The following is an 18,576-nucleotide window of genomic DNA, read 5'->3' as shown; positions in this document are numbered from 1 at the left end:
ATGTAATTTTTCAGAAATGAAAGCTTAATTTGGCTGCTCTACATTAACCCCATCCCGAAAAGAACGAGCACAACGCTCACGGAATTTACAATACAAGGTAAGTGATTATGAAAAAGGCAGTTCTAGCTTCTGCAGTGGTAGCAGCACTAGTTTCAGGTTCATCTTTGGCAGCAACAGTTTACAGCTCTGACGGCACTGAACTTAAAATCGGTGGTCGTGCGGAATTCCGCGGTGATTTCATCGGTTCAGGTGGTAAAGAAATCGACGGTACGATGAAAAACAAAAGCCGTTTTCGTTTGAATGTTGGTGGTACAACTGAAATCACCAGTGGCTTATCTGGTTTCGGTTTTTACGAAGCCGAGCAAGGCGTAAACTCCTCAGCTGACAACGATGAAACTGATAATTTTAAACAACGTTACATGTATGCAGGTTTTGAAGGCAACTTCGGCGCAGTATCTGTAGGCCGTCAAGATACAGCTGCAGCTCAAATCTCAGAAATGTCGGATGTTACTATCTACTCTGGCGACCAAAAAGCATTCATCAATGCAGGTGACGAGCAAATCAATAACACGTTTGTATACGCATACGATGCTGATGCTCTCTCTTTAAAAGCAAGTTTAATCGCTGGTGAAGAGAAAGATACTGACGGCTATGGTATTTCTGGTATCTACACTCTACCAATGGGCTTAGGCTTCGGGCTTGGTTACTCAGGTAACGACAATGGTGCTGGTAATGGCTCTGCTACAGCTGTAATTGCTGGTATCAACTACAAAATGGATGCTTTATACCTAGGCGCTACCTACACAATGGGTGACTTAGACGACAAAGCAAAGACTGAATTCTCTGGTATAGAAGTTGCGGCTAAATACAAGCTAACAGACCAATTTGAACTGGCTGGTTTGTACCAAAAACAAGAAAAAGATTCAGCACAGAACGTAACGGTAGACACAGCTGACTTCTTTGAATTAACGGGTACTTATAAGTTCAACAAGTCCATTCGTACTTACGTTGCTTACCAACTAAACAACCTTGATGATGTAAAAGTTGCAGGTCTAGAAACACAGAGCGAAGATTCACTTCGCCTAGGTGTCCGCTACGACTTCTAATCTAGTCTTCTAGACAAAACCTCTAAAAGCTGAGCAAGTGCTCAGCTTTTTTGACTTCTTCAATTAATTTGACCAAGTTCATCAATGCTTTTTCTGGTTTCATTGCGTTAAATCCGTATCATACGTAAACCACATCAATGAACCAGAAACATTATGTCTCAACATCACCCGATTCAAGGCGCAAGCTGGATGCTAACCGCTGGCCTTGCATTCGCGATCATCAACAGCTTAACTCAAATCGCCAGTATTCATTTTGGACTCGCTTCGACTACTGTTGCTGTAATTCAATACGCTATTGCATTCTTTGCGATTCTTCCTTACTTGCAAACGTTAGGGATTCGCAGAGCCCTGCAAACCAACAATCTTAAAATGCACATCGCACGCGTATTCTTATCAGTTATTGGCATTCAATTATGGATATGGGCCCTCGCTTACCCCGTCCCTATTTGGCAAGGTATTGCACTGCTGATGACCTCCCCACTGTTTGCGACTGTGGGTTCAGGGCTGTTCTTAAAAGAGAAGGTCGGCAAAGCGCGCTGGGGCGCGACGCTCGCTGGCTTTGCTGGTGCAATGATCATTCTTGAGCCGTGGGCCGATGATTTCAGCTGGGCAACACTATTACCCGTCGGTGCCGCATTTTTCTGGGCATGTTACTCGCTGATGGTGAAAAAGCTATCTTCTGACGATAGCCCTTCGACGATGGTGGTATACCTGCTACTGCTTATCACACCATTTAACATTCTTTTGGCAGCACCTGAATGGCAAATGCCGAGTGGCTTTAACATTTGGGCGATTCTTGTTGTTATCGGGGTACTAACTGCGTTGGCGCAATGGGCAATAGTAAAAGCGTACTCAGTTGCCGATGCGTCTTTCGTTCAACCTTTCGATCACGCAAAATTACCTCTTAACGTTTTGGCTGGTTGGATTGTGTTTAGCTGGGTGCCACCTGGTCGCCTCTGGCTAGGTGCTGCGATCATCATCGCCTCCGTCGCTTTCATTACCCATTGGGAAACCAAGAAAGAGCGATAAAACAGAGAAACACCAATATATTTAAATTTCTTGGGAAGAAAAGTAGGAGCTTATCGTTCTATATTTACAAGAGATTTGAAACGAGGATGTCACGATGAGCAAACCAATAAAAATAACCTTGTATCGTTGGGGTGGAAGCTGGGGACCGTTTAAGGTCAACATCCCTTGCGGTGAATGTACCCTTACGAAAGATATTCTGCAGGACACATTTGATAATGAATTGTCCGATGTTGATATCGAACTAGAGGTGAAAGATTGGCTGTCTCACTGGTGGGAGCCTTTGAGATATGGTGCTTGGCATGCGCCAATACTTATCGTCGAAGGTAAAGTCGTGAGCCAAGGTGAAGCACTCAATCGCGGTGTATTAGTGCAGTCTGTGATCAAAGAGTGGACTGAGCGTGACACGCTGAAAGGCAACATTGTTTATGGTAAAGCGACCTGCCCTTTCTGTGTGAAAGCGAAGAAAATGCTGGATGAAGCAGGTATCGAATACCAGTACCACGACGTTGTAAAAGAGAGTGCTGCACTGTACCGGATGATCCCTGAAGTGAAGGCGCACATTGGACAGAAAACCCCCGTTACCGTGCCTCAAATCTGGCTAGACGGTCAGTACATTGGTGGTGCTGACAACCTAGAAGCTTGGATGAAAGAGAAAGGGCTAGATGCCATTCCAAACAATGTGGTTGATCTTTCTAACCAATCTACAGGCTAACATCGAATCAAAAGATCGCGTTTAGCATTTTGTGTCCATCCACAGAGAGACGTATCAATAGTGATGGCGTTTAAACTGATGCTATGTTGAATACGCAAAAGGCCTTAAGCATTTCGCTTAAGGCCTTTTAAAATCCTTTAAGATCAATGGCTAGTTCGCCATTTTCTTCATCATTCGTTTAACGAATGAGATTTTCTTCTGTTTTGGTTTGCCATGTAGCGCTTCGTGCATCATGTTTTTCGCCACAATATGACCCACGTAAACATTGCCTAATTCGTAACTCATAATAATCACCACAGATGTAATAAAATTTCTTTATGTGGTAATTTTACACCTAAAAGACCCAAAAACAAGATTTAAATCACATTTTTTAGTAATTTATTTACACAGCCGTGATTAATCGGCTCATCTGTATCGACAAAAAAACTCTACCGAAGTAGAGCTTCATTTTTAAGCTATTTTTAGGCCAGACCCGTATAGATAGTCTCGATTAGCTGCGTTTAGGTTGACGGTACGTTTTACCTGCCGTTTGATACGTTTCTTTCTGCTTAACACCAAACATTGAGTCAAAGAACCACGCTGCGAATTTGATCAGATCGTCGCCTTCATTAATTACATGCTCAACAAACTCTTGCTCTTCACCCTGCTCATTCTCTTGTTGAGTAACATGGTAAATACGCTTTTCGTTCTCAACTTCAGCCAGCGCAAATTGACCGCTTAATGACGCTGCTGCTTCTGCCACTTCACTCTCTTCGCTGCTCTTTAGCAACTCTAGAGCTTGAGGAAGCGTCTCAAGATCACAGATAGCCTTTACCAATGTTTCGAATTCTTTATGCTGCATGATTTATTTACCTATTAAATGAACCCGCACATTGTAAGAAACAGCGTCGTTAAACTCAATCATTACGATGCATACTGCTTCGAACGGCTACTCTGTTCGACACCACGCTTACTTGAGGTAAACAATACTAAACCCATCACACTGCCTGAGATCAAATAGAACCAACCGAGTTGAACATGAGTCGTGACCCAAGTTTCAACCAAGTGCCCGCCTAACAACCCAGCCAAACACATCTGGATTGAGCCTGAGAGTGCAGATACCGCACCCGCTTGTTTTTTGTGGGGCTCAAGAAGCATGCTGATCGATAGTGGAAAAGAGAGCCCTTGTGCGATAGCCAACCAAGTAAATGCCCACACTAGATTAAAGATCGTCAGTTCACTCATCAATAACCAAGTTCCAGCAGCAAAAATGATCGTGATCGCTACAGCCATCAGCTGAGAAGTTGAGAAGCGCTTGTTGAAGATATTCAATAGCACGCTCCCCATCATCAACCCAGCAGAAGGAATGATCATCAGAGAGCCGTAATCCGCTGTACTCAATCCAAGTTGCTTTTGCATCAAAAACGGGAACAGAGACAACGTTACTAAGCTCGCAAGATAACTCACCCAGTTATAACTCGCACTGCCAACCACTTGGCGATTTAACAGCAAACTTCCGTAGTTCTTAATCACGTTTTTCCATTCAAAGCGACTCTTACCATAAGGCAAGGTTTCTGGCAGGACAAAGTAACCCAAGGTGTAAATCGCAGACAGATACATCAATACAAACAAAAACACCGACTCCCAACCTAAATGAAATGCAATCCAGCCCCCAAAAACAGGTGCAATGATTGGAATAATGGAAGCCGTCAGTGAAATGTATGAGAGCGCTTTGGTCAGTTGCCCGCCATCGTAACTGTCTCTGAGCACACTGCGCCCCAATACCGAGGCACTACCTGCACCCAAGCCTTGTAATAGACGGCCAAATTCTAGCGCAGCAACGCTATCTGAAAAGAAAAAACAGATCACCGTACCAGCCAGGTAAACACCTTGACCAAGCAAAAATATTGGCCGACGACCGACCGCATCAGACATAGGACCGTAAAAGAGCTGAGATGTACCAAAACCCACTAGAAAAAGTGTCACAAGAAGTTGAACATCGACCTGAGAAATATCCAGATCCGATGAAATGAGTGGCAATGATGGTAAGTAGATACTCACACCCACTTGCCCAGTAGCGATGATCATCATCGCAAGAAGCAGTGGCGTCTTTTTAAAATCAGATGCGTTCAATATCGTTCCTTTTCAGTTAAATTTTTCCCTATAATGAGTCTACATTCAAAGCTGAGCGATGATAATTAGCCAATTTGGAATTAGATTAAGTCTTACTGGGAACGAATATGGATTGGATACTAAACGTTAAAAGTTACATAAAAGTGGTTGAAGAAGGCAGCTTCAATGGTGCGGCACGTTCACTGAACACCACCAGCTCCGCCATCAGCAAGCGCGTTAACTGGTTAGAAGATCGTATCGGAACTCAGCTCCTTAAACGCACTACTCGTTCTATTAGCCAGACAGAAGCTGGAGCGCTGTTTTATACTCGCTCAAAAGCACAATTAGAAAACTGGCAGTCCATCGTTGACGAGACACGCTCTGTTAACCAGACCCCAGCAGGTTTATTAAAAATCGGGGCCACCATTGCAGTGGGTTCTAAGTTTTTGGTGCAATATCTTGATGATTTTTTGGAGAAATACCCGGATATCAAGGTCCAACTTATCACCACAACTCCCGGTCAAGTACCGGAACTCAGACTAGATTTAGTCATTAGCCGAGAGCTAGAACAGCTCAACTCACTTGCGTTTAAAAAATCCCCACTGTTTGAACACAAAGCCGGCTTCTATGCAGCGCCGAACTACTTAGAAAAGCACGGCACTCCACAAGACATTGGCGAACTAGAACGGCATAATTCGTTAGTTTGGGGGGAGCGCATAGACCGAGAAGTAAGGCTAGCAACAGGTAAACGAATTACCCTTAAAGGAAACTTTGCGACCACCAACCCAGAAGCGCTCTTCCATGCAGCAAAACGGGGGATTGGTATCTTGCTAACGAACAGCACTATCATCAAAGAGGATCTTCAACAGGGCAACTTGGTTCGTATCCTACCAGACGTCACTGCGGATGAGCTGATGGTTTATGCCTACTACCCGAAACTCGACTACTCTCACACTCTGACCACACTGTTTTTGGATCATTTAAAAGATCGTTTACGACAAGAGGGAAGCCCTCTTTATTAGCCACTCCACAACCCAACGGTTAGTGAGAAAAATTCTCAACACTATTTGAAATCTGATTAATACGCACCATACTAATCAATGTGCATATACTGAAATTAATAAGCTACGGCTAGGAGGTGCATATGGCATACGTCCATAATCGCACTGAAATTAAGCTCAACACGGTTGGTCAACTCCTCGAACTCGACGGATTGGATCTTCTAGAATCTGCCGTTTTGAGCCTTCACAGCGCTTACGATACCGAGTACACAAGCCTCGTTGAACGTAAGTATTTTCCTGATCAAATTTCACCGATGATCATTGCCCACGATCACCACATCCATCACGACAGAATTAACCCTCTACATCGTGAATTGTATCAAGAAGCCGTTCGCCATCATCACCCAGATAGTCATGCTGCGAGACACATCGTTAACCTTCTACCATCAGAAGCTTTTACACAAGTCGTTAAGACAAGCCATTTATTAGCAATCCCGACCAAAACACCAAGCGGTGAAGTCATGGGGGTATTACTGTCCATATTTAAGACTCCCGTAGACCAAGATCACCAGCAAAAGGTGATTCAGCATCATCAGCTCTTTGCCAACATCATGACCCATACTCTCAGAGAGATGTGGTTCAATGATCGCTCAGAACAACTCGTGCACCAGCTCAGTTACGAAGTCTCTCACGACAGTCTCACAGGTCTGCTCAATCGCTCTTGTTTAGCGGATACATTGGAGTCGATTACTCAACAGAATAACCCGTCTTTCACCTTAGCAATTCTCGATATCGATAGCTTTAAAGCCATCAACGATACGCATGGCAACTACATTGGAGATAAAGTTTTGCAGAAGCTGGCAGACATTCTGAAAGCGGTCGTGCCAGAGAAAAATCTAACTTTCCGCACCGCAGGCAATGAGTTCGCCTTTATCACTTATCACTCCGACCCTTTCTGTGTTTGCGACGCCATACTCAGAGAGCTTAAACACAGTCGAATTGGCAGCTCGTTGCAACTTGATTTCAACATCAGTATTGGTTTAGCTCGCTCTCAAGACGGAATGAAGGACATTGAGCAACTCATCTTTAATACCAGCCTTGCGTTGAAAGCATGTAAACAGACGCCGAATACCCGTGTTAAGTGTTACGACACACACCTCAGTGCAACTTATCACCGTAAGGCAGAGCTTGTAAGTGCGCTAAAAAGTGAACTTTCTCAACCGATTGATCCGCGTTCAGAACAAGGTTTATATGTTGCGGTTCAGCCAATCGTCAGTGCTCAATCCCAACACTGGGATTATTTTGAAGTCCTCGCTCGTTGGCACACGGAAAAGCACGGCAATGTTTCTCCCGTTGAGTTTATCAATGTCGCTGAAGAGTCGGGGCTGATTGTCGAACTGGGTGAAAGAGTCATAGAGCTCGCGTGCAGAGCGAAAATGCTTTTAGAAAAAGAGTTAGGGTATCCAGTGAAGCTCGGTATTAACTGCTCAGCACACGAATTACATGACAGCCAGCGCTATCTCAGCTACTTAACCAAAATGATCAAACATTTTCATTTCGATAAGCGCGATTTTGTCATTGAGCTAACAGAAACCGTGCTTCTCTCCCCGACCGAAGAGACAAAAAATGTGCTCAGTGTTATGAGGCAGCAAGGCTTCACCATCGCACTCGATGACTTTGGCACGGGCTACTCAAGCTTGAATTACATTCATAGTTATCCAATTGATTGTATCAAGATTGATGCGACCTTCATCAAAGGGTTACTGACCAGTGACACCGCAGAGAGCGTGGTTTGGTTGATAGTACAATTAGCAAACCGCTTAGGCGTATCGCTAGTTGCAGAGGGCGTTGAGCATAAAGAGCAGCTTGAAAAGTTATACGCTATGGGATGTGATCAGATACAAGGCTTTTTCTTCTCTTGCCCCCTACCTGCACACGACATGATCGCTAAAATCCACGCGTTACCAACGACGGATTGCGCGACCAATTGACTAGGTGATATTGAATCGAAGCAGAGACGAAAACGTAGAGAACTTATACAAATAAGCCGTGAACAGTTAACTATTCACGGCTTACATTTGAGCTGCCCATGACTTAAAGGCTAGCTTGTTGCTTTAGCAAAGCATCTGCTTTGTCACGCAGTGCAAAAAATTCCGCTCTCTCTTTTTTTGGCACTGAGTTTGCCATCGGAATATTCGCTTTCATTGCATCAACTGGGCGACCACGTTCAATCAATTCATAATGAAGGTGAGGTCCCGTCACGCGACCTGTCTTACCCGATAATCCAATACGCTGCCCACGTGACACTTGCTGGCCTTTACGCACCAAGATCTTACTAAGATGGAGGTAACGCGTTTTATAAGTGCTGCCGTGTTGAATCACCACATAGTTACCCGCATACGGGTGCTTACGAGTCATAATAACAACACCGTCACCAGTCGACTGCACAGGTGTACCAATGGGTGTCGCAAAGTCAGTACCATTATGAGGTGAAATACGCCCAGTTACTGGATGCAAACGCTTAGGATTAAACTGCGAGCTCAGGCGCCAGTTTCGACTCACCGGATAACGCTGAAAAGCTCTTTGTAGGCTATCACCCTTGGCATCATAATATTGGCCATCGCTGTGTAAATAAGCAGAGACTAAACGCCCGCGGTTAACTATCTTCACCGCTTCAATTTCGCGTTTACCTGTCGCGACACCGTCAACATATTGCGCACGTTGTAGTACCTCAAAGGTATCACCGGCGCGTAAGTCACGGCTAAAATTAAGCTTGTCTTTTAAAAGAGAGACAACTTGGTCAATCTCAACGCTACTTAAACCGAGTTTATTAGCTGACGTTGAGAAGCTTCCATGAATAGCACCCACCATTGGCTTCTGCTTCCACTCACCAGGGATAGAAATATCTTCAAACTCATAACTGCCGTCTTCAAGGCGGCGATATACAACCTTATCGGCAACGTTGAAGCTTAACTCCATCTTATCCAGGTTATTCGTCTCCTCATTTCGCCAAAAGCGGAGCTGATTACCCGGCTTTAGCGTATCAAGAGCAAGATAGTTTAGATCCGTCTCCATCACACTCATCATCGACTGATAAGAGAAGCCTAACTGAGTGAAAATGCCGCTCAGACTATCACCAGTTTGAATCTGATATTCAAATGTCGGTGGCTCAATCACGTTATGAGATGGAGAGAGAATTGACTCAATCACAGTCGAGTCTGGTAAGTTGAGTTCAATAGTTCCGGTTAAACTCGATTGGGACGAGTTGATCGCGACGCCAATTAAAGCGAATACAGGCAACCCCAAAATGGTTATCTTTTTTACGGGCGAAAGCGCAGTAAACGGAGATGAAAATAATTTTGAATACACGGTAAACAGGTCTTTCTACGATATAAAGGTCATAGGATATGCTTTTCAAACGCATAAATCATCAATACATTGTCATAATATGATGGGAATCTTACTCGATCATGCTAAGTCATTGAGTTATTGTCGCCGAACTCGTCTGTATCCATTCATTACAAAAATAAAAAAGCAGAGACATTTCAGCCTCTGCTTTATAACTCATTAAAGTGTTGATCCCAGTTATGCGCTCGCCGTCGATACTAAACAGTTATCTTCGCCAAACTCGTTCGGGATATAACTGTCAGCATTGGCATCATTGACCCACTGCTGGTCGTCTACTAGATAGCGGAACTGAAACTCTCCGCCCTTTGGTAGACGGGTCTTAAACTTGTAGACTTTTCCTTTTGCCAATTTCTTCATCGGCGTAGCCTTCCAGTCCAGGAAATCAGCGACAATAGACACTGAATTCGCCTCTTGAGCCTCTAGTTCAAAGGTCACTTCTACTTCGTCTTTGGTTTTAAAAAAGCGTTTGTTAATCATTCGCAAGCTCCATTTGTAAAAATCGTCCAACACAAAACCGATTTGTGTCTAAATTTCAGTCAACTATCTAAGATAATATGTAATTTAGCTCACATAAACAACAAAACAATGCACGATTAAAACCTTTAATGCAGTTCAATTGATTGCTTATTTACTGTAAAGCTCGATATCACTTTCTCATCTGGCGCCTCTGCGTAGGATTGTTGAGCACTGTGTTGGTTAAAGCTCACCAGCCCCTGATAACTGTTTTGAGCTTCGCCAGCAGCATTTGTGATATCCAGTGTTGCTAATTGGATGCGGTCACCTAAAAGAAGCTCATCCACCAACACTACACGACTGCGTGCTTTATCAAATTTAAACAGTGCTAAGTAGTGGAACACGCCAGAGCCTTGATTGGAAACCCACATCGGTGCGACAAACATCTGATCTTGTCCAACAACGAGTGCAACAATCTTATCTGTAGCCACTTGCACCGTGCCGCGCTCCGCCCCAGAATCGTATCGACCAGAAGCGATTTGCTTTGAATCCATATATTCATCAATAAAAGCAAAAGCTTGAGTTTCTGGTACTTTAATTGTCCAAGGGTTGGTTGCTTTTAGATCAAACACCCGCTCAACCACAGGATCGTAGCTCACTTGAGATGAGGGGAATTTGGCCAGTATCTCTTCATCACTCAAACTAAAGCGATAAAGACCCGCGACAATCACTACCACCAGCATCACAATCGGGATCAACAGGATCAGTGGAATTGGTAAAATTTTCTTTTTCATGAACTTCTATTCTTTGATTTTCATCGACTTGTGCAGACCTTAAATCGCTTTAGTATAATTAGCAATATGAGCTTAACTAGAAAGCGAGTTGTGCATGAATACAAACAAAGCAAATGATAAAGCGGTAAGAAGTTGTGAATGTCGTTGTGGTGCTACCAGTTTGGTCTGTCGCGGCGAGCCACTCAGAACCTCAGTATGTCATTGCTACGAGTGCCAAAAAAGAACAGGAAGTGTGTTTGGGGTACAAGCTCGATTTGCCAGCGAACAAGTCACTCTGAGTGGCGAAGTCACCAGTTTTTCACGCATCAGCGATAGCGGTAATGAAGTCTACTATCAATTTTGCCCAAAATGCGGCACCACCATGCTATTGCAAACCACTGGAGCTCCCGATGCCTTTATCGTTCCACTTGGCCTTTTCAAAGAGCGGGACTTCCCTATTCCCAGTTTCTCCGTCTACGAAGAGCGCAAGCACGGCTGGGTTAAATTTGATTGTGAGATAGAACGTTTTAACTAAATCGCGATTGATTGCCTAAGATCAAACTCTCTTTAGGGACAACGCTAGCGTTACATTTTGCTAGCGTTATAATCCGCCTCTTCTTTCATTCATCAGGCCATACACATGATCTCAAAACTCCCTCGCTGGATCGAATATGGAGCACTTCTGCTTGCCGGACTGGCAGGCAGTGTGAACGCAATTGGCCTGCTTGGATTTCAACATCAAGCGATTTCACACATATCGGGCACTCTCTCTTTGTTTGGGAGCAGCCTACTCACCCCATCATTGATCTCTTGGCACCTGCTGTTAGTCATAGTCAGTTTTATGCTTGGCGCTGCGTTTAGTGGTTTCTTTATCGAGAATCAGGCTCTTAAACTAGGCAGACGTTACGGCATAGCACTATGTATTGAAGGGGCGTTGCTATTCACCGCTTTGTGGTCATTGCTAAACGGTTACGCTTACGGTCAATACTTCGCGTCAGCAGCATGTGGACTTCAGAATGCAATGATCACCACCTATAGCGGCGCTATCATCCGCACCACACACATGAGCGGCATCATTACTGATCTTGGCATTATGATCGGCGCGCGCTTAAAAGGAACACCTTTCGATCGCCGCAAAGCAAAGCTACTGCTCTTTATCGTAATTGGCTTCTTATCAGGCGGTCTAGTGGGTGCTTGTCTGTTCCAAAAGTTCGAGATCACCGCATTGGCCTTTCCTGCTTCTTTTTCATTTGTGATCGCGTTTGTCTACTGGCTGTATCTGTACCGCCAAACGAATAAGCTAGATATTTTATAAAAAACTAGCAACATAACTAAAACAAAAGTAACATCTACGAAACTTTATACTAGACTTTCTGGCAATGGCAGCATGCTGGTGGTGAATATTTACCGATCCACAATGAATAGTATTGCAAGTTGTTTTAATACTATGTAGTCTTGCCGCCAATGAGAGAATAAGGATGTTTAGTGCATAAAAATGCCAAGGATGTGGCTTTTTACGAGTAGATATACGAGAACTATACAATGTCTAACAACATGAACACTGCGAATACTGAAAAATCAAAAAGCAGTTTCTGGATTTTCTTAATCCCATCGCTCATCGGTTTATTCTTATTCATGGCGCCTATCAGCTATGAAGGTGATCTAACCATCCCTGTTGCAATCCTTGCGAAATCGATTCAAGCCGTTTTTGGCGATGTTTTGGTACCTGCAATTACAGCGATTGTTGCTTTTATGGCGTTCGCGTCCATTTGCACTAAACTTTTCAAGCCCGCGTTTATTCAATCTAGCCCATTCTTGAACGGCCTATTCAACCCTTCGCCTTTATGGTTGGCGGTACGCGTTATCGGTGGGGCGGCTGCGGTAATGACTTTCTTCCAAGTAGGCCCAACGGCGGTTTGGGAAGAGAACACTGGTGGACTAGTACTCGAGGGGCTACTGCCGACACTATTCTCTGTTTTCATCTTTGCAGGCCTTCTACTGCCTCTACTACTAAACTTTGGTCTACTAGAGTTATTTGGCACACTACTAAGTAAAGTAATGCGCCCTATCTTCAACCTACCAGGCCGCAGTGCGATCGATTGTATGGCATCTTGGTTGGGTGACGGCAGTGTCGGTATCTTGCTAACCAGCAAGCAGTACGAAAACAAGTTCTACACGCAGCGCGAAGCGGCCGTTGTTGGTACGACGTTCTCTGCGGTATCTATTACTTTCAGCCTTGTGGTTATCGCACAGGTAGAGCTAGAGCACCTGTTCCTACCTTTCTACGCAGCGATCTGTTTAGCCGGTTTCGTTGCGGCAGTTGTGATTCCTCGCCTACCACCACTAAGCATGAAAAAAGACACATTTATTGATGGTTCAAAACCACAAGAAGATGCTGATGCTATCCCTGAAGGTCACAGTACTTTCTCTTGGGGTCTTGAACTCGCGGTCAATAAAGCGTCTCAAGTGAAATCAGCGAAAGGTGTCTTCGGTGAAGGCGTTCGCAACGCAGTAGACATGGTATTTGGCGTACTGCCAGTTGTAATGGGCCTAGGTACTATTGCTCTTATTATTGCCGAGTACACCTCTATCTTCGCTATTCTTGGTCAGCCTTTCATTCCATTCTTGGAGCTACTGGGTGTACCTGAAGCCGTTGCAGCGTCTGAAACTATTGTGGTTGGTTTTGCTGATATGTTTATCCCTGCAATCCTTGCCGCTTCTATTGATAACGAGATGACACGTTTCGTGATTGCAGCAATGTCGGTCACACAGCTCATCTACATGTCTGAGGTCGGTGCACTATTACTTGGAAGTAAGATCCCAGTTAACATTTTCGAACTGTTTATTATCTTTATTCTGCGTACCTTAATTACGCTTCCAGTTATTGCTGGTATCGCACATATGATATTCTAATTACGAATTATGCAAATAGACTCAAAGCCTCACTTCACGTGAGGCTTTTTTATTTCCCCGCCCAAATCAAACCACTTGCATATTATTTCACCAAAGTTTCATTTATAAATTAAATTATTTTGAGTCACATTTAATTCCGCTCTCCTTACCACTCGGGATAACCACCCAAGCCTTATGCATCATACCTATACAAACGGTTAAAAAACTTCGAATACAAGCCTATGAACTTTAATGAAAAAATATTTTGGCCCATAGAATATTAAGTTCTACTATGTTTATCTCGCTGCCACTTTGTAATATTTTTGTGAAAATATCTTCAAGTAAAAAATCTATTTGCCGATATATATAGAACAATAAAAACAATAGTTAATTTAGTCTTCGCAAAGCCTGTGAGAAGGGGAATACTCAATGAAATTTAGCCATAAGGTGGTCGCTGCATCATCGACCTTACTGCTAGTCACAGTATCGCTACTGTCTATCCAACAACTATACACTGTTCGAGATGCGGTCGAGAATCATGTCAATGCCAGCCTCAAGGAGATGGTTGCAGGTGTGAAAAATACCGTTGTATCTGAAATGACGGCCAAAAAAGCACTTGCCCAATCGACAACCGAAGTTATCGAAATTGCACCGCAAGATCGTGACTACGTGAAAACTATTTTGGAAAAACCAAAACTAAAGAACAGCTTTTTGGCAGTGGGCTTCGGTTATGAAGCCAACGGATTTGTTATCGAAAATGATGACGGTTGGGATGCAGGTCCAGACTACGATCCTCGCGTTCGTCCTTGGTATATTGATGCGAAAACAAAGAACTCTCTTGTTGTAACAGCCCCTTACGTAGATGCATCAAGCAAGAAAGTGATCATTTCTGTAGGTACCCCCGTTAAAGATAATGGCCAGTTCACCGCTGGTATGTTCTACGACCTAGAACTGACCAACTTAGCGACATTGGTGAACAAGGTGAACTTGTTTGACGCGGGTTACCTATTCCTAGTAACAGCAGACGGCACGACCATCGCGCATCCAGAAGCGAAAAATAACGGTGAGAAGCTATCGAGCTACCTACCACAAGCTTCTATTCGTGAAGGTTCACAGAGTATCGAGATTAATGGCAAGTCTTACCTAGTAAGCTTCACGCCAATCCCAAGCGAAAACTGGTACGTAGGTGCAATCCTAGATGAAGAAATCGCTTTCCAGACGGTTTCTGAGCTGAAAAATAGCTCTATCATCTACTCTTTGATTGCTGTTGTCCTAAGCGTTATCGCGCTAACCGTTCTGATTCGTGTGCTAATGCGCCCTCTGGACGCGCTCAATGAAGCGATCAATGACGTGGCAAGCGGCCAAGGTGACCTGACTAAGCGTCTAGATACCAACACGGATAAAGAGTTCTCTGAGCTTGCGAAAGGCTTCAACACCTTTACCGAGAATCTTCAAAAACAGATCATTCAATCAAAAGCAATTGGTGTTGAAATCAAGTGTGGTACTGAAATCATCGTCCAAGGTGCGAAAGAGTCTGCACACGCGATGGGCACACAATTACAGGAGCTCGAACAGCTAGCAACTGCAATGAACGAGATGGCGGTAACGGCCACTGAAGTCGCAAATAACGCGCAAGGCGCAGCAGCAGCGGCTCGTGAGGCTGATGAAGCGACACTTGATGGTACTTCAGTCGTCAGCGATACAACGCAAGCGATTGGCAACCTATCTTCGCGTATTGACCAAGCGGTAGCAGAAGTAGAAGTGCTTGAATCTGCAACTGCCAACATCGAAACGATTTTGAAGGTAATCAATGAAATCGCCGACCAAACGAACTTGTTAGCACTGAACGCGGCGATTGAAGCGGCACGTGCCGGTGAGTCTGGCCGCGGCTTTGCCGTTGTTGCTGACGAAGTTCGTACACTCGCGCAGCGCACACAAGAGTCGACCACTGAAATCCGCAACATGATCGAACAACTTCAGGCGGGTGCAAGCTCTGTATCGAACGCGATGAATCAGAGCAAAGACACAGCAACCGATGCGGTTGAGCGCGCCCAAGAAGCGAATTCTGCACTTGAGCGTATCCGTGATGCCATTCAACGCATCTCTGATATGAATATTCAAATCGCATCTGCGGCTGAAGAGCAGAGCTTAGTAGCGGAAGAGATCAACAACAACACTGTTAAGATCAAAGACCTATCAACTCAGGTATCCGAGTCTTCACAAAAAGCGAACGAAGCGATGCAAGTTCAAACGGATAATGTTCGCCAACAAGATGAGCTATTGAATAAGTTCACCGTGTAATATTGGCGAATAGACAGCGACCCCATTGTTTTTGTTATGTCTCGTCCTCAATGTGTAAACACATTTCAGGACGAGACATTCAGCAAAAAAGGCCGGTTTGAAAGATTCAACCGGCCTTTTTAATGTGAAAAAATGGTACAGGTGTGTGGCTAACCCTGCTTCCCTTTCGGGTTGGTAAGCAGCATCAAACAACTATTGGCCTCTACTTTGAGCTTCAGCATTTTCTCGTTGCTCTCAAATACCTTGGCCGAAAGCGTGTCAGTCACTGAACCACACCAAGTTAGATTGGCGTTTTTACTGCGCTTTGACTTGTTGATCACCACGATACCTTTATCGCCACGAACAAACACCAACAAGTCGTCATTCGCTTCAACGACACGCATCGTTTCTCCATGGGTACAGTTGTGGAACTGGATCATGGCACGCATGTATGGGGCCTTCCAATCATTAAGCCAGCGAGGGTGTCCATTTCTGTCTTTAATACCACTGGTATCAAGTTCGCTGTAAATCAGAGGCACACCTCCATCACGTCCCAAGATGAATGCGGTCGCCAACTTCTCAGCATCTTCATCCATCACGTACTCTAAGAACACGTCATTATTTGGGATATCGTGTGTCACCACAAAGGTAATCGCTCGCGTATTTGAGAGAGCTTGCCCGAAACAATATGGGTTAATCAACGACTTAAAGCTTCCCTTTTTATCAAACGCTTTAAAGATGGTGTTAAACAACGGGAAATCGTAAGCGCCTAGACGAGTATGCTTGAGATATGGCTCTAGAAACAGCTCATACTCTTCTTCTGTCGCACCGCCATCGGTAATGATCTCACCAAAGATATGCATATGCTCACAAATATCTTCCGTCCATACCTTACGCAGATGCGCTAAGGTCATGTGTTTAGCTGCGTCGATACGAAAGCCTTTTACACCCATGGCTTTCAATGCCTTCAAGTAGCTACGCTGTTGTTCAACAACATTTTCATTATCCAACAAAGTTGGTAAGCCTGGATCGGTAGGACCGCCAGTAATACGGCCATTTTGAACTTCCCACTTATCGCGCCAGTTCTTAATGCCGAATGCTTCAACAAAGTCATTCTCATCAAATAGTGGCTTTGATAAGTCACCGAAAAGGCGAATCGATTCGTAGTACTCTGAATGTTTCTGGTAATCGTCGCGATCGTTTTGATTTGGGTACGTCAAGTCACTACGAATACTCGACTCATTGGCCATATGATTAAAGACCACATCAACGTAGGTTCTGAGGCCATGCTGTCTTAAGGTATCGACCATTGCAGCAAAATCTTGGGTATCACCCAACTGGTTATCAATGACACGGTAATCTTGGGGTTGGTAGCGCTGCCACCATTGGGTTGGTTTCTGTTGTGGTTTGTTCCTGTCGCTACGCAGCGACTTCATTGCTGGTGAAACCAATACTGATTTATAGCCTAATTCTTGAATCAGTGCAGCGTTATCCGCGATGTCTGCATAACGCCAATCGAAGGCGTGTAAAATAACATCCGTAGCTGGTTGGTTTAACATTGCTGAACTCTCCATGTGGTTCTCCTACCAAACTCAGTCGCAACCTTAAACTACAGAGTAAAAGACGAAGGTTGCAGATAAATTCTCTCTAAGAATGGCGTTCATTATATTGCTATGCCTAAGATTTCCATCCTCCTACCTAGCAAGGGCTTAGGGGGATAACACAGGGCGTAGCCTAAAATATCGCATAACATTAGGGATGAAGAACTCCGCCATATTTGAGTAAAACTGGCTTCAGGTATCAAAAAAGGAGCGTATTTACGCTCCTTTATATTCCATTACATGCTTAATGACTAGGTACGGTACAACACTTTAATCTTCTGTCACTTTCACCAAACACGAACTGATGTACATACACACTCCTTACGGCGTAGCTCCTGAGTCTGAGCTTCGATAACCGATAAAGAGACCTTAAACGTATGTGTGTATGTGTTCTGGTTCAGCGTCTTAAGACGGACGTTAAGGGAGAAGTCTCACTCTCTCTTAGATAAACTGGCTTTATGAGCATGGTTCCTGTGTCTACCATATGACGCAGCCATATAGCAGGGTACGCTAGAGAAAGTTACTGCCTGATAAACCGAACAAGTTCTGCCACTAAGAGACAATACAATTACCAAGGCGCATTAGAGGCATGGTGAGATACTGAGGGGGTCGCTTGACAGCTCCCTGTTTATTTCCCATGCTCTTACGTCTTGATGAATAGTGTCTTGAATTTGTTGAGGATATTCACACATGACCCATTTATCAGAAGAATCACGAAAGAAGATGCTCAAGAGACGCAGTGCTAGGCGCAAGAGCAGGAAGCTAACTGATGAGGCAAGACGCCTTAAACTGGATGCTACGTACTGGATGAAGCTATCTAACAAGGAGCGTGAAGAAATACGCAGGGCAGCACGCAGAGCAGCAAAGGTTAGAGAGCAAGCAATACTCAATGACCCAGCTTACATTGAAAGACGTCTCGATATGGCACACCTGAAATACATTCAGAAGCACCACTACTAAGAAACTGCACAGCGACCACTTACAGGCTCTCTGATTGACGTAGAGAGCCTAACTTAAGCCAAGACACCTGATTGTACCAAGGCAAACACACAAGCCCTCAAAGAGCCTTACAGAGAGCCATTGTTTATAAACCACTCAGCGTCTCAATTCTTCTCAAATCAAATATAAAAAACACTGTTCATAAAAATGAGAACTCCTAGAAGTACACCAAATCAGACGCATATAGTTACCTTGAGGTATGCTGCATGTCATTGTGATGGCCGTACAGCC

The 18,576-nt window shown here is 44.3% G+C and carries 17 protein-coding genes; 10 read left to right on the top strand and 7 right to left on the bottom strand.

Features of this window, described 5'->3' with window-relative positions; translation table 11 throughout:
* Positions 1-107 precede the first annotated feature (107 nt).
* The 3 genes from AC6I7V_RS18470 (at position 108) to AC6I7V_RS18460 (ending at position 2,847) form a co-directional block, all read left to right on the top strand.
* Positions 108-1,106 carry a porin gene (locus AC6I7V_RS18470; protein ID WP_498011838.1) on the top strand — a complete coding sequence of 333 codons (999 nt, stop codon included), beginning with the start codon at positions 108-110 and terminating at the stop codon, positions 1,104-1,106.
* A gap of 153 nt (positions 1,107-1,259) precedes the next feature.
* Positions 1,260-2,135, top strand: a complete 876-nt coding sequence (locus AC6I7V_RS18465; RefSeq protein ID WP_255232074.1) for a DMT family transporter — start codon at positions 1,260-1,262, stop codon at positions 2,133-2,135.
* Between the two features lie 94 nt (positions 2,136-2,229).
* The gene (locus AC6I7V_RS18460; protein ID WP_261883477.1) at positions 2,230-2,847 is read left to right on the top strand and encodes a glutaredoxin domain-containing protein; all 618 of its coding nucleotides are present in this window, start codon (positions 2,230-2,232) and stop codon (positions 2,845-2,847) included.
* A gap of 150 nt (positions 2,848-2,997) precedes the next feature.
* Here AC6I7V_RS18460 and AC6I7V_RS18455 read toward each other — a convergent pair whose 3' ends face one another.
* The 3 genes from AC6I7V_RS18455 to AC6I7V_RS18445 form a co-directional block, all read right to left on the bottom strand.
* Entirely contained in the window at positions 2,998-3,132 is a 135-nt protein-coding gene (locus AC6I7V_RS18455) for a hypothetical protein (protein WP_255232076.1), read from the bottom strand.
* A 205-nt stretch (positions 3,133-3,337) separates the two neighbouring features.
* Positions 3,338-3,688, bottom strand: a complete 351-nt coding sequence (locus tag AC6I7V_RS18450; RefSeq protein WP_498011837.1) for a hypothetical protein — start codon at positions 3,686-3,688, stop codon at positions 3,338-3,340.
* 62 nt (positions 3,689-3,750) lie between these two features.
* Entirely contained in the window at positions 3,751-4,959 is a 1,209-nt protein-coding gene (locus AC6I7V_RS18445; RefSeq protein WP_498011836.1) for a multidrug effflux MFS transporter, read from the bottom strand.
* Positions 4,960-5,066: 107 nt separating this feature from the next.
* On the opposite strand from AC6I7V_RS18445, the gene AC6I7V_RS18440 reads away from it, so the two are divergent.
* Together AC6I7V_RS18440 and AC6I7V_RS18435 are read left to right on the top strand one after the other, a co-directional pair.
* Entirely contained in the window at positions 5,067-5,960 is an 894-nt protein-coding gene (locus tag AC6I7V_RS18440) for a LysR family transcriptional regulator (RefSeq protein WP_255232079.1), read from the top strand.
* A 122-nt stretch (positions 5,961-6,082) separates the two neighbouring features.
* Positions 6,083-7,930 carry a putative bifunctional diguanylate cyclase/phosphodiesterase gene (locus AC6I7V_RS18435; RefSeq protein ID WP_255232080.1) on the top strand — a complete coding sequence of 616 codons (1,848 nt, stop codon included), beginning with the start codon at positions 6,083-6,085 and terminating at the stop codon, positions 7,928-7,930.
* Positions 7,931-8,033: 103 nt separating this feature from the next.
* Here AC6I7V_RS18435 and shyA read toward each other — a convergent pair whose 3' ends face one another.
* From shyA to AC6I7V_RS18420, 3 genes are all read right to left on the bottom strand, one after another.
* Entirely contained in the window at positions 8,034-9,308 is a 1,275-nt protein-coding gene (shyA, locus tag AC6I7V_RS18430; protein ID WP_498011835.1) for a peptidoglycan DD-endopeptidase ShyA, read from the bottom strand.
* A 216-nt stretch (positions 9,309-9,524) separates the two neighbouring features.
* Complete coding sequence (locus AC6I7V_RS18425; protein WP_255232082.1) at positions 9,525-9,824, bottom strand: isoamylase early set domain-containing protein; 300 nt, start codon at positions 9,822-9,824, stop codon at positions 9,525-9,527.
* Between the two features lie 125 nt (positions 9,825-9,949).
* On the bottom strand, positions 9,950-10,594 hold the full coding sequence (locus AC6I7V_RS18420) for a hypothetical protein (RefSeq protein ID WP_498011834.1): 645 nt from the start codon (positions 10,592-10,594) through the stop codon (positions 9,950-9,952).
* 94 nt (positions 10,595-10,688) lie between these two features.
* Between AC6I7V_RS18420 and AC6I7V_RS18415 the strand changes: the two genes are divergently transcribed.
* The 4 genes from AC6I7V_RS18415 to AC6I7V_RS18400 all read left to right on the top strand — a co-directional run bounded on the left by AC6I7V_RS18415 (position 10,689) and on the right by AC6I7V_RS18400 (position 15,766).
* A complete protein-coding gene (locus AC6I7V_RS18415) occupies positions 10,689-11,108 on the top strand; it encodes a GFA family protein (protein WP_255232084.1) in 420 nt (139 codons plus the stop codon).
* Between the two features lie 105 nt (positions 11,109-11,213).
* Positions 11,214-11,888 carry a YoaK family protein gene (locus AC6I7V_RS18410; RefSeq protein WP_255232085.1) on the top strand — a complete coding sequence of 225 codons (675 nt, stop codon included), beginning with the start codon at positions 11,214-11,216 and terminating at the stop codon, positions 11,886-11,888.
* 227 nt (positions 11,889-12,115) lie between these two features.
* Positions 12,116-13,486, top strand: a complete 1,371-nt coding sequence (locus AC6I7V_RS18405) for a YjiH family protein (protein ID WP_261883473.1) — start codon at positions 12,116-12,118, stop codon at positions 13,484-13,486.
* A gap of 408 nt (positions 13,487-13,894) precedes the next feature.
* Positions 13,895-15,766, top strand: a complete 1,872-nt coding sequence (locus AC6I7V_RS18400; RefSeq protein ID WP_498011833.1) for a methyl-accepting chemotaxis protein — start codon at positions 13,895-13,897, stop codon at positions 15,764-15,766.
* Positions 15,767-15,915: 149 nt separating this feature from the next.
* On the opposite strand, the gene AC6I7V_RS18395 is transcribed toward AC6I7V_RS18400, so the two are convergent.
* Entirely contained in the window at positions 15,916-17,319 is a 1,404-nt protein-coding gene (locus AC6I7V_RS18395) for an alpha-amylase family glycosyl hydrolase (RefSeq protein WP_498011832.1), read from the bottom strand.
* Positions 17,320-18,036: 717 nt separating this feature from the next.
* Here AC6I7V_RS18395 and AC6I7V_RS18390 point away from each other — a divergent pair.
* Positions 18,037-18,306, top strand: coding sequence for a hypothetical protein (locus AC6I7V_RS18390; protein ID WP_258665399.1), 270 nt, complete (start codon positions 18,037-18,039; stop codon positions 18,304-18,306).
* The last annotated feature ends 270 nt before the right edge of the window (positions 18,307-18,576 follow it).

It is taken from the genome of Vibrio sp. KUL70, from assembly GCF_059725515.1.
The sequence above is the reverse complement of the archived record's forward strand: the minus strand, read 5'-3'. Positions and strand labels throughout refer to the sequence as shown.

Bases quoted from the DNA above. Each gene is read 5' to 3' on its own strand.
- AC6I7V_RS18470 (WP_498011838.1), top strand. From the start codon at position 108: ATGAAAAAGGCAGTTCTAGCTTCTGCAGTGGTAGCAGCACTAGTTTCA.
- AC6I7V_RS18465 (WP_255232074.1), top strand. From the start codon at position 1,260: ATGTCTCAACATCACCCGATTCAAGGCGCAAGCTGGATGCTAACCGCT.
- AC6I7V_RS18460 (WP_261883477.1), top strand. From the start codon at position 2,230: ATGAGCAAACCAATAAAAATAACCTTGTATCGTTGGGGTGGAAGCTGG.
- AC6I7V_RS18455 (WP_255232076.1), bottom strand. From the start codon at position 3,132: ATGAGTTACGAATTAGGCAATGTTTACGTGGGTCATATTGTGGCGAAA.
- AC6I7V_RS18450 (WP_498011837.1), bottom strand. From the start codon at position 3,688: ATGCAGCATAAAGAATTCGAAACATTGGTAAAGGCTATCTGTGATCTT.
- AC6I7V_RS18440 (WP_255232079.1), top strand. From the start codon at position 5,067: ATGGATTGGATACTAAACGTTAAAAGTTACATAAAAGTGGTTGAAGAA.
- AC6I7V_RS18435 (WP_255232080.1), top strand. From the start codon at position 6,083: ATGGCATACGTCCATAATCGCACTGAAATTAAGCTCAACACGGTTGGT.
- AC6I7V_RS18425 (WP_255232082.1), bottom strand. From the start codon at position 9,824: ATGATTAACAAACGCTTTTTTAAAACCAAAGACGAAGTAGAAGTGACC.
- AC6I7V_RS18420 (WP_498011834.1), bottom strand. From the start codon at position 10,594: ATGAAAAAGAAAATTTTACCAATTCCACTGATCCTGTTGATCCCGATT.
- AC6I7V_RS18415 (WP_255232084.1), top strand. From the start codon at position 10,689: ATGAATACAAACAAAGCAAATGATAAAGCGGTAAGAAGTTGTGAATGT.
- AC6I7V_RS18410 (WP_255232085.1), top strand. From the start codon at position 11,214: ATGATCTCAAAACTCCCTCGCTGGATCGAATATGGAGCACTTCTGCTT.
- AC6I7V_RS18405 (WP_261883473.1), top strand. From the start codon at position 12,116: ATGTCTAACAACATGAACACTGCGAATACTGAAAAATCAAAAAGCAGT.
- AC6I7V_RS18400 (WP_498011833.1), top strand. From the start codon at position 13,895: ATGAAATTTAGCCATAAGGTGGTCGCTGCATCATCGACCTTACTGCTA.
- AC6I7V_RS18395 (WP_498011832.1), bottom strand. From the start codon at position 17,319: ATGGAGAGTTCAGCAATGTTAAACCAACCAGCTACGGATGTTATTTTA.
- AC6I7V_RS18390 (WP_258665399.1), top strand. From the start codon at position 18,037: ATGACCCATTTATCAGAAGAATCACGAAAGAAGATGCTCAAGAGACGC.